Origin of the sequence: Candidatus Magnetominusculus dajiuhuensis, assembly GCF_046044395.1 — a bacterium.
Lineage (GTDB): Bacteria > Nitrospirota > Thermodesulfovibrionia > Thermodesulfovibrionales > Magnetobacteriaceae > Magnetominusculus > Magnetominusculus dajiuhuensis.
Genome location: NZ_JBJUSG010000122.1, coordinates 1 through 10,792, shown reverse-complemented (window position 1 = coordinate 10,792; position 10,792 = coordinate 1). Strand labels below are relative to the sequence as shown.

General features: G+C 47.5%; 13 protein-coding genes. All 13 read left to right on the top strand.

The window, feature by feature from the left end:
• The first annotated feature begins 98 nt into the window (after nucleotides 1–98).
• A complete protein-coding gene (locus tag AB7D94_RS14095; RefSeq protein ID WP_420266574.1) occupies nucleotides 99–1,301 on the top strand; it encodes a type II secretion system F family protein in 1,203 nt (400 codons plus the stop codon).
• The gene (locus tag AB7D94_RS14090; RefSeq protein ID WP_420266573.1) at nucleotides 1,298–1,723 is read left to right on the top strand and encodes a pilus assembly FimT family protein; all 426 of its coding nucleotides are present in this window, start codon (nucleotides 1,298–1,300) and stop codon (nucleotides 1,721–1,723) included. Before AB7D94_RS14095 ends, AB7D94_RS14090 begins: the two co-directional genes overlap by 4 nt.
• An 8-nt stretch (nucleotides 1,724–1,731) precedes the next feature.
• Complete coding sequence (locus AB7D94_RS14085; RefSeq protein WP_420266572.1) at nucleotides 1,732–2,163, top strand: type IV pilus modification PilV family protein; 432 nt, start codon at nucleotides 1,732–1,734, stop codon at nucleotides 2,161–2,163.
• Nucleotides 2,150–2,803, top strand: a complete 654-nt coding sequence (locus AB7D94_RS14080; protein WP_420266570.1) for a PulJ/GspJ family protein — start codon at nucleotides 2,150–2,152, stop codon at nucleotides 2,801–2,803. Before AB7D94_RS14085 ends, AB7D94_RS14080 begins: the two co-directional genes overlap by 14 nt.
• Before the next feature lie 4 nt (nucleotides 2,804–2,807).
• Nucleotides 2,808–3,746 (top strand): type II secretion system minor pseudopilin, encoded by a 939-nt coding sequence (locus tag AB7D94_RS14075; RefSeq protein ID WP_420266569.1) that lies wholly within the window; start codon nucleotides 2,808–2,810, stop codon nucleotides 3,744–3,746.
• Nucleotides 3,747–3,753: 7 nt separating this feature from the next.
• On the top strand, nucleotides 3,754–5,202 hold the full coding sequence (locus AB7D94_RS14070) for a hypothetical protein (protein WP_420266567.1): 1,449 nt from the start codon (nucleotides 3,754–3,756) through the stop codon (nucleotides 5,200–5,202).
• Nucleotides 5,203–5,224: 22 nt separating this feature from the next.
• The gene (locus tag AB7D94_RS14065; protein WP_420266566.1) at nucleotides 5,225–5,755 is read left to right on the top strand and encodes a hypothetical protein; all 531 of its coding nucleotides are present in this window, start codon (nucleotides 5,225–5,227) and stop codon (nucleotides 5,753–5,755) included.
• Between the two features lie 11 nt (nucleotides 5,756–5,766).
• Nucleotides 5,767–6,285 (top strand): hypothetical protein, encoded by a 519-nt coding sequence (locus AB7D94_RS14060; protein WP_420266564.1) that lies wholly within the window; start codon nucleotides 5,767–5,769, stop codon nucleotides 6,283–6,285.
• A 59-nt stretch (nucleotides 6,286–6,344) separates the two neighbouring features.
• On the top strand, nucleotides 6,345–8,597 hold the full coding sequence (locus AB7D94_RS14055; protein WP_420266562.1) for a secretin N-terminal domain-containing protein: 2,253 nt from the start codon (nucleotides 6,345–6,347) through the stop codon (nucleotides 8,595–8,597).
• Complete coding sequence (locus AB7D94_RS14050) at nucleotides 8,578–8,718, top strand: hypothetical protein (protein WP_420266561.1); 141 nt, start codon at nucleotides 8,578–8,580, stop codon at nucleotides 8,716–8,718. Before AB7D94_RS14055 ends, AB7D94_RS14050 begins: the two co-directional genes overlap by 20 nt.
• An 85-nt stretch (nucleotides 8,719–8,803) precedes the next feature.
• On the top strand, nucleotides 8,804–8,977 hold the full coding sequence (locus AB7D94_RS14045; RefSeq protein ID WP_420266560.1) for a hypothetical protein: 174 nt from the start codon (nucleotides 8,804–8,806) through the stop codon (nucleotides 8,975–8,977).
• A gap of 170 nt (nucleotides 8,978–9,147) precedes the next feature.
• Nucleotides 9,148–9,840, top strand: a complete 693-nt coding sequence (locus tag AB7D94_RS14040; protein ID WP_420266559.1) for a hypothetical protein — start codon at nucleotides 9,148–9,150, stop codon at nucleotides 9,838–9,840.
• Nucleotides 9,841–9,951: 111 nt separating this feature from the next.
• Nucleotides 9,952–10,518, top strand: a complete 567-nt coding sequence (locus AB7D94_RS14035; protein WP_420266558.1) for a hypothetical protein — start codon at nucleotides 9,952–9,954, stop codon at nucleotides 10,516–10,518.
• Nucleotides 10,519–10,792 lie beyond the last annotated feature (274 nt).

Here is a 10,792-nt window from a genome sequence, read left to right as displayed (position 1 = left end):
AGGACAGATTCCGGACAAGCCGGAATGACAAAAATAAGGGAGGCAATTTCTAATGAGTTTGCCCTGGGTAATCAAAGGCACTGCGGCGCGAGGGTCTTGTGGGCAGCTATAAATACCTTTGCGTTGACCAAATCGGCAAGGAAGTCAGAGGCTCTGTCTCTGCCCCGGACGTAAAGGAGGCGCGCCTTCAACTTAAAGACAAGGGACTGAGGGTCGTGTCAATAGAGGCGTCATCTGGGGCGGCAAAGCAAAGCGGACTTGGATTTAAGAGCAAAAAGGTAAAGGACTCAGACCTTTACAATATGGCAAGAGAGCTAAGCGTACTACTGAAGGCAGGCCTCAGGATAGACAACTCCATAGAGACGATAATTGGCACAGTATCAAACGCGGCCCTCAGAGAAACCCTCGCCAACGCGCTCAGAGACATCAGGGCGGGAAAGAGTGTCGCCGAGTCCTTTGAAAAGAGCGGCCTCTTTAACACACTCATGGTGTCGCTTATTCGCGTGGGTGAGAGCGTGGGCAACCTGCGCATGTCCTTTGAGCAGATTGCAGCACACCTGCAGTTTCAGATTCAGTTCAGGGCGGAGATAAGAAACGCCCTCACATATCCTATTTTTCTGGTAATCGCCAGTTGTGTTACCCTTTTTGTCATATTTAAGTTCATCATCCCGCGGTTTTTTACCGTCTTCGGGCAGGACCAACTGCTTACTTTGCCGCTTGCCTCTAAGATGTTGTTAAAGGCGTCGGATTTTATGAGCGTAAAGGCCTTCATTGTGGCATTAGTTGTGGGTGTGGCGTTTTTTAAATTGGTTGATATGAAGAGATTAATTCACGCCGGTTACTCCTATGCCCTTTCGATTCCCCTGATGAGGACTATGATAATAAATCTTGAGCTGTCGAGGTTTTCGTATTCGATGTATACGATGCTCTCAAGCGGGATAGAGTTTATCAAGGCATTGAGGTTTTCTATAGACTTAATACAAAATGTGAAGGTAAAGCAGTCGCTGGAGCCGGCGATTAAGCTGATAAAAGAGGGCAGGCCGATAGGCGGGGTGTTCTCTCAGATTGAACTGCTGCCTGAGATAGCGGCCAATATGATAACAGTGGGAGAGAAAAGCGGCAATATGAAGGAGATTTTTTTAGAGCTTTTCAATGTGTTTGACGATAGATTCAAGAGGACAATCAAAAAGATAGTCATCCTGGTAGAGCCGCTGATTATAACGGTAATGGGAATGGTCGTGGGCTTTATTGTCATATCCATGATACTTACTGTTATGAGCGTGGGGAATATCAAGTTTTGAGGCAAAAAGGGTTTACTCTCATAGAGTTGCTGATAGTAATGGCGCTGATTGCCGCCGTGCTTGGCGTGACGGTTCCCTTTTCCGTAAACATGTACAAGAGATACGCCGCGTCGCTTCAGGCAGAGCGGCTGTTCGTTCTGGTAACTCAGATTCAGCGGGAGGCGTTTCTCACCGGAGAGGAGATATTCATAAAGGCCGATGATGGTATCCTCTACGCAAACGACAAGGCGTGGCCGCTGCTGGATAAATCCGACGAAAAAATAGAGAATCCCCCGCTTGCGGCATATGTGTCTATGGAACACCCTGTGATGTTTTTTAATAATGGTACAACAAGCGGTGGCAATATAGACGTTTACGTTAAGGACATGAAATATACTGTGGCGATTGCCGCTCCGTTAGGTAATATCACGATGAGCAACTGAGCCCTGCGGTGGATAAAACGCGAAATAAAAGACATCAGGACGGGTTTCTGGTAATAGAAATCCTGATAGCCGGCCTGATACTCACGGCAAGCATAGCCTCTACCATGTACCTGTTTCGTATCGGGTTTCAGTCGCTTGCAAGGGTAAGAGACTCAAACATAATCTCGTCTAAAGTCCCTGAGGCAATAAACTATCTCAGGGCATTTGCCATAAAGGCCGCACAAGGTACTGATTCCCTCGGCGATGGAGTGGACATTTCATGGAAGACGGAACTTGAGAGAAGGGGCACACCGTCAATACTCATAAACACTACGACGCAGTATGACATATATCTGTACAGGGTTGACTTTACGCTAACGTACGATACGCTTACAAGGGACTACCGTGTGGTGCTGTTTAAGTATAAGCCGAAATCGGGCAGGTCAGATGAAATACCGTAGGGGTTTTACTCTCATAGAGGTGGTTGTGGCCATAGCAATATTTACGTCTATGGTACTGCTGTCTACCGCCGCCCTGAATCAGGCGTTTAAACAGTACAAGAAGGTTATGGACGAGGGGGTGAATCTCTGGAAAGTGGCGCGAAACTTTTGGATACACAAGAGCGCTAGTGGGATGCTGTTTTATTTCATAGACGATGGAACGCGTCTGAAGTGGTACCCCTATTTTGTCTGCAACCCTGATGTGATAAGTTACGTCAGCGCCTCGCCAATGGCCGACAATGTGCCGGTTGTCGTGTGGATAGTCAAAGAAAGACACGATGAGAACTACGATGTGGTGTACTATGAGCTGCCGGTGTATGTAAAAAAACAGCAGGAGCTGGAAGGAGATTATCAAAGCGGCAGGTTTAAAAAGGGGTATTCTTTTGTTATAATTGAAAATGTAAGCAGTGTGAGCTTTGAAAGCTATGTGGAGGCCCCGGTTACAAAACTCTGGGACTGGAGCCGTGAGTACTACGGGAAAAGTGGAGGAAAGCTGCCCAAATACCTGAGGATAGCCTATAAAAAGGATGGACTGTTCAACGCGCTGATGTTGAGCATATCCACAAATTCAACGATTTACCAGAATCCAACATCAATCTGAGATGATGAGCCTGACAAGGATAAGAGGAAGTGGCGGGGACGAGGTCGGCTCGGCAGTGCTGCTGACGATTTTCCTTGCCGCAATAATCATCATAATAGGGATTGCCTTTAACTGGTTGGTGAAAGAGCATGTCAAGACCGCCCAGGTGTTGAAAGAAAAGGCTGAGGCGATGACCACGGCCGTGTCCGTGTTCGACACACTGCTCTTTGCGATGCTCACGGGCAAGCTCAGCAGTAGCCGGATAGTCGTCTCCGACAGCTCACTCCTGGGTTTTGATAAGATACCGACGAACAACCAGACATTGAAGGTCAGAGAAGACATATCAATAAACGTACAGGACGCAAATGGCAAGATATCCGTTTACGCGGGTGCCGGGGACGACCTCAAAAAACTCATTAAACTTGTGGATTCTAAAAGCAGCGTCGGGATTATCACAGACAGCATCAACGACTGGATTGACGCCGACGACATACCAAGGCCGTTGGGTGCCGAATCCGAGTACTACCGGGGCATTGGGATGCCGTATACCCCCAGAAATTTCTCTATGCAGTACATGGAGGAACTCCTGCTCATCAGGGGTATGAGCTGGGAATTATATAAGAAAATAAAACCATATATTACTATTTTCCCTGGCACGGGGGGATTTAATCCGGCTACCGCCTCCCCGTTGACGATTATTGCGTCTTTGGACATAAGCGAAGAGAATCGAAAAATAATTCAGGACTATATTGACAAGGGACTGGACATTCCGGACGAGTTATTTTATAATCTCACTGGAAGGAGAATACACAGCCTTGAGTATGACTTGTTTCAGCCTTCGCGCTATCTTGAAATCACGGTGACTTACGGATATTTGAAAAATCTTTATACGATAAACGCCGGTATTGGGCTGTATCCTACGGCCACCGCCCCCTATGCGGTTTACTACTGGAAGGAGGGTTGAGAGCTTCTTGAAGGCGCTTAGGGAACTGCTAAAGGTATCACATAAGCAAAGTGGCGGCAGTGGTGGGATGGGACATTTTGGACAACCCCTGACGGTCTGCTATGCCCGTGGGGCAGGCTGCAACTTTTACAACGTATCAAAGGCGGGCATAAGCGTGGCCCTAAGCGGGAACTCTTCATTGGTTAACAAAATTATGGGGAAAAACATCCTCATCGTTGGCAGGGAGCTGGTCTACTATTGGAGAGAAAAATATCCCCCCTCAGTACAAAAAAACCTCAAAGGAATCATATCTAATGATGTGGCGGAGATGTTCCCTATGATTGCCAACCCAGCGTTTCACTTTAATGTCTTTGAGAGCCATGCAAATTATACGCTCGTGGATATATGGGCGTGGGAGAGGCGCGTTGTGGAAGAGGTGTCTAAGGGATTTTACTCTAACTACCTGATTCCAGAGGACTTGTTGTTCATATCGGAGGCCCCTGAGGCCACTATATATGCAGACGGGGAAAAGATTTACGCCTTTGCCCACGGCCCAAACGGCTTTATTGGCTTTCGTACCCTTGCCGTGCCGCTTAGTGAAAGCGGCGTGGAGGTCTTTTTGCGGGGACTTGGGGCTTACCGGCAAGAGATGAGGTGCGTAAACCTGTGTGGGGTAAATCTTCTCAATGGCGGCCCCATTATGGATATTCCCATAAATTTTATAGAGGATACTGGATTTCCCGTATCGCTGAGGGGTTTAAACTCCCTGAGGCTGTCCCCATTCAGGACAAGGTCGTGGCATTCGGCAGTGAATACCGAGCTGCTGTTCAGGGCTGCCTTGTATTGCATGGCGGCCTATCTGGTTTCCTCCTATATGTCAATAAAGAAACTTGACGCATCCCTTGAGGACATTGAAAGAGAAACCGCGAGGGTGACAAAGCAGATAAATGAGCTTGCAGAGCTGCAGGACAAGGATATAACGGCAAAGCTGCTTGTTGCCCTTGCCAAAAAGGTAAGCAAGTTCGCACCCCCGCTGGGGGTCATTGAGGTTCTGACCCGGTCACTTGCCGACGGTGCCTATGTAACGCAGTTAAACATTAATAACAGAAACGTTGACGTCAGCATCGTCTCGGCCAACCCTTCGGAGGTGATAAGCAAGCTGAGCGCTTTGAAAGAGGTTGAAACGGTAAAACTCGTGGGAGAACCATCCAGAGAAGGCCAGACCTACAAGTTTCGCCTCTCCATAGACATGCGCGACACAATAGCCGGTACCTCAAATGCCTCAAGCCCGGCGGCCTTTATAACAACTTCAACGCCGTCAATACCTCAGGCTACGGCCGTACATGGGGCTTATAGCAGGACGTCAATCCCCGCGGCTGTCAGCAACGCTAACCCAAACTCCGTTGGGACGCCGCGCAATACTGTAAACATGGCGTCAAGCCCTTCGGCGATAGTAAAAACCAATAAGTTGTTTTAGAAGGAAAACGGTAATTGAAAAAATGAAGATCGAAGGTGGCAACCTTAAAAAGGCGGGATTATATCTGTTGATAGTCTTATCAATAGCTCGTTTTGCCGTAGTCCCGGCTAAGACAGCCGTAGAAAAAAGGACGGCCGTGGTAGAGGACTATCTTTCCGCCTATGCCTCGAAGTCGGACTTGCTTCAAAGATATCTCGCGATTGACACTAAGGACGACCCCGAGGTGAATAACGAATTGGCATCCTTAATCTATCCCAAAGGGAGCAACAGGACGGCAATACAGACGGAGATAGTAAATTTACTAACGAAATCGGCGGAGGCAAACGCGCTGGTTGTACAGAACTTTCAGCTCATTGAAGGTACGGAGGACACTGTTTTAATTGAGGCCTCCGTGATGGTAAGGATACAAGGGCTGCTCAAGCCGACCTATAAGCTCTTCAAGGCCATTGCGGACGCAAGGCCGGTGCTGAGGATAAAAAGTGTGGAGATAAATGTTATGGATAAAACCTATACAACCAAGATAGTGGTGTCGGGTTATATAAGAAAGGTTTGACAAAGGGTGGTATGCTAAAAGACAACATACTAAAAAGCGCTGCTAAGGCGGCGCAATATGTGGCGTGGGCGAAGTCAAATGCCAAAGATATAATAATTATATTATTATTTGCCGCGGCGATACCGCTGATGATTGTAAAAAACCCTGAGATAAGCTATAATAGCAGAGCGAGAGGCATGGAAGGTATTCAGAATAATAAGAAGAGGACGTTGGCTCTCATTCTTGAGGCGTCCAAAAGGGACCACGAAGAGGTTTTTAAGAAGAATATTTTTATGGCCGATGGGAAATATCCGCCTGACCCGTCGCAAAAGGTGGAAGTCAAGAAGGTCTATGTCTATACCCTGATAGGGGTTTTATCCTCTAAGCAGAAGGTAGCCGTCTTGTTAGATAACGAAGGCCAGTACCATTACAGCCAGAAGGGGGAGACCCTGCACGGTGAGACTCTTATAAGTGAGGTAACGATGACCTCGGTGACGCTGAAAAATCAGGAGGGTGAGATAAAATTAAAGATATTCTCGATAAAAAATTGAACCCCCGTAAGTGTATTTATTATCCGGTCTGCAATGTCCTGAATATCAGGGTAAGGCGGGTGATAGTGATTCTGGGTGTGTTTGCCATCGTGGTGTTTGCGGCGGCCTGCACCGCGGAATATCGTCCCACAACGATGGTGAATATGCTGGAGCTGCCTTATAAGAAGATTGTCAGGTGCGATAACACCACGGGCAAGTGCGACAATGTTACCTCCAGCGACAATGCAACCGGGAAGTTTAAGTCGTTAGATGTACTCAGTGAAAAACCGCCTGTCCATCCACCTGTGGACATTGAGACGCCGTCGTTTGAAAAGGCGACCTCGGGGAATGTCGCGCTGGAACTTGAACCCATAGACGCGTCGAAACTCGCGCTGGAGGATAAACCCGTGTTGATAAATGTTGACGGAATGCCTCTGTCGGATTTTGTAATCCACGCGGTGGGAGAGGTACTTAAGGTGACATTTTTTATAGATGAGACGGTAAAGGCGATGAAAAACCCGGTTACTCTGCATATGACAAAAGAACTGCCGGCGTCCAAGACTCTGGAGATAGTGGTGGAGCTGCTGAGGCAGCAGGGACTGTTGGTGGGCGCTAAGGCAGGAAGTCTCTATATATTAAAACCATCTGCGGGCGGAGAGCCTGTGGATATACGTGTAGGCAGAAGTGTGCCTGTAAGCTCCGCAAAGATAGTCCAGGTAGTGGCGTTAAAATATATAAGCTCCGCCGAGATGTCGGCACTGATAGCCGAATTTTATAAAGCCGCCCTGACAACAAAGGTTTTCGAGAAAGAAAATGCCATACTGGTAACCGGCACAGCGGCAACGATACGGGAGTGTCTTAACCTGATAGACATTATGGATGTGCCCTATCTGAAACAGAAACGGGTGATTCTCATGAGATTGACATATTGGAAGCCTGAGGAGTTCGTCACCCAAATGACGGCAATACTCAATGGAACGGGATTTGGCACGTCAACGAATCCCAAAGGACCGGGCGTGGCATTCATCCCTGTGAAGTTTCTCAACAGTGTCCTTGCGGTTGCGCCGGATGAACAGTCAGCCAAGTTCGTAATGCAGTGGAAAGACCGTCTTGATACGCCTGAGTCGGCAGGTTCCGGGGAAAAGACATTTACATTCTTCCCTAAATTTTCAAGGGCCACTGAGCTTGTCGAAACCATTCAGAGACTCTACGGTATCAAGCAAACGACTCAGACACAGGCTACCACCAGCAGGACGACACTGGATAAGGAGAAAAAATCATCTGATGAGTTTGGCTCCACAAAGGCCTCCACTACGACATCCGGGTCGTCTACTACGGCTACGGCTACGGGTACGGGCAACACAGTGGCTAAACCATTGGCTGTAGAGTCATCAGGGTCTTCCAGCGGCTCCGCTGTAATAACCCTGCCCAATGCCCCTGATGTTCAAATAAGAATCGCGTCAGACGACAAGAGAAACGTGATAATCATGATGACTACGCCATCAATATACCAAAGCCTGGTTAGTTTGCTGAAAGAGATAGATACTCCTCCCAGACAGGTGTTGATAGAAGGGACGATAGCTGAGCTGTCCCTTGGCAGTAAGGAGGAGCTTGGGCTTGAAGGATTTATAGGAAGCAGGGTGGCAATGGGTAATTACGGGGTCAGCACGATTGGCCTTCTGGGTGCTAATTCTGGAGGCACCATCTTCAAGTTCCTGACAGACACCTATAACGCGGAGGTTGTACTTGACGCCCTTGCGAAGGAAAATAAATTAGAAATACTCATGAGGCCGCACCTCATGGTTGTGGACAATGAAGAGGCAAATATTCAGGTTGGAGACGATGTGCCGGTGATAACCAGCCAGTTATCAACTATAGTCAGCACAACGTCAACTACAACGTCCCCAAGTATCTTAAATAGCGTCTCATATATAAGTACCGGACTTCTTTTAACGATTAAGCCGACAATAAATGCCGATGGCCTGGTTACGCTTGAGATATCAACGGAGGTCAGCGCGGCCCAAACCAACGCAACCTCAACCATAGACTCTCCCACAATAAGAAAAAGAAAAGTAAAGACTATGGTAGTAGTTGGAAACGGGCAAACTGTCATTCTTGGTGGCATAAGGAGCAAACAAACCAGTGTGACTGAAAGTAAAATACCTCTGCTTGGCGATATTCCAATCCTTGGCTATGTCTTTAAGTACAGGTCAGAGGATGTTACGAGGACGGAGTTATTGATATTCATTACGCCCAGAATACTGACAAATACAGATGACGCCCACAACATAACGAGGGAAATTGGAGAGCGTTTTGAGTGGTTTAATAAATGAAGTGCTTGTTGACTTCTCTGATGAGAAACTGGATTCCTGTGAAACTATGGGGTCCGGTGCCTATGGTGAGAAGAGCGGTAGGGTGCTCAGGAATAAAAAATACTTAAGTTTTGCAAATTAATGTCCGATAAAGGTATAAATGGAGAAAGGAAAGGCAGAAGTCCATAAAGGAGGTGGAAGCGCAGAGGCGGACGGAGGCCTATGCCGTGGGATGTTTAGCAAAGAAGGCAGGATGCTGTGGAGGTCTCAGGGATGGATGGTTTCAGGGATGTATGTTGGTGGCGTTGTGTGGAATTTTGAGGTGGCAGGTGAAGGTTGATATTGGCAAGGGAATTTGCGGTATGAGCACTGAGCGCAAAAACGCGGCGAACTCGCTGTAGAGGTGAAACTCGCGAAAAGTGAGGAGAGAAAAGCAGAAAAGGGGGTGTATAGGAGATAGATATAAGGAGTGATAAGGGGCGTGAGCAATGTGGCGAACAATATAAAGATGCCTGCATGGCAGGAAGAGCATTTGCACACTTGTTAGACAAAATGAAAGACAAGGAGGATAATGATGAGGAAAAGTATAGTATATTTAATGATAGCGGCAGTGGTTTTAACCGGGCTGTTTATGTGGGGCGGCAATCAGGGCCGGGTATATGCGGTAATGGGCGATAATGTGACATACACCTTCCCCTATCTGACTACCAGCAGCGACAAGCCTGTGTACTGTGTGGTGTCAAACATGACGCAGGATAACGCGTCGTTGCACTTCTACGTGCTGTCTGACAGCGCCGCTTTGACATCATCGGCGTCACAAATACAGGACGTAGCTCAGAATTCAGCGATAGTATATGCCTTTCAGACGCGCATGGTTTCGTTTGAGGGCCTGAGTATCAATGTAGATGGAACCTCTTTTGGTAGTCTGTCTGGTAAAGTCAACGCGAACAACAACTATTCGGCTAGTCTTAGACTTACTCAGCAGGCGGCTGGTTATAATGATGGCGCTGGCGCCGCGGTTGTGAAATACGGTAATGCTACAGACCTTGACTGGACCTGCGGAAATTTACCTATGGCATGTTTCCAGGGCACGACCACTCCAAAGAGAAATCTGATCGGCTATGTGTGTTCAGATGAAATGATGCGGCGTGCGACGGCGGCTAATGGTCTTGCTACTGGTTATGAGCGTGGGAATCAATTGCAACTGCCTGTGGCACAACCTCTCCAATACGGGCAGCCATATAACCAGATTTACACGTACTAGGTAGCGATAGAGGTATGCTGAGATGTTTTATACTCGTTGAGTATGAATGTCAGGTATAGAAGGGATGCTGAGCAGAGAGTTTTATAAAAAGGAAATAACGCTAAGGAGGAAATGATGAAGAAAAGTTTTTTATATCTAGTACTGGCGGTCATGGTTCTGAGCGCAATGTTTATGTTGGGTGGAAGAAGCATACACGCCAACCAGAATGACAATGTGACATATACATTGCCTTACTTAACCAGCGCAACTGACAAGAGCATCTATTGTGTTATATCGAACCGGACACAGGACAACGCGTCGGTACACTTTACAATAAATGCAAACTCGGCGCTGAGCTTGAATTCTCAACTGCAGAATTTTAACACATTGAGTAACTATGCGGTTGTGTATGCACATCAGACTCGTATGCTGTCTTTTGAGGGGCTTACGATAAACCTTGATGGTATGGCGATGGGCAGCGTGTCCGTTGCAGTGGCAGCTAATCAGTCCTACGGCGGCAGGATTAGCCTCGTGCAGATGGGCATTCTTGGCGGCTCCGGCACATCCAACTCATGGTCGTGTATGGATTTACCTATGGCATGTTTCCAGGGCACGACAAACCCAAAGCGTAACCTGACAGGGTATCTGTGTTCAGATCCATACTCACCTCAGACACCGATTCAGCATTTCACGTACTAACACATAACGCTGAAAGAGGCAGTGCCGTAGGCACTGCCTCTTTTTTTTGGTGCCGCATATGATATTAATTTTACAGGTGCTTACTTTCTTGCGGAATGAGATAAAGCTGTTCGGGCAGAGGTCCCGGACTGGTACATTTTTCGATGACCAGAAGTGGTACATCGCGGTAAATTTGTTCTGCATCATAAGTAAGCTGTAGTTGCTTAGTTTGTTGTCATCCTTGTCCCTTTCCGTCATTCCGGCTTGCAGACTGTGTCACAATAGTAAAGCAGCC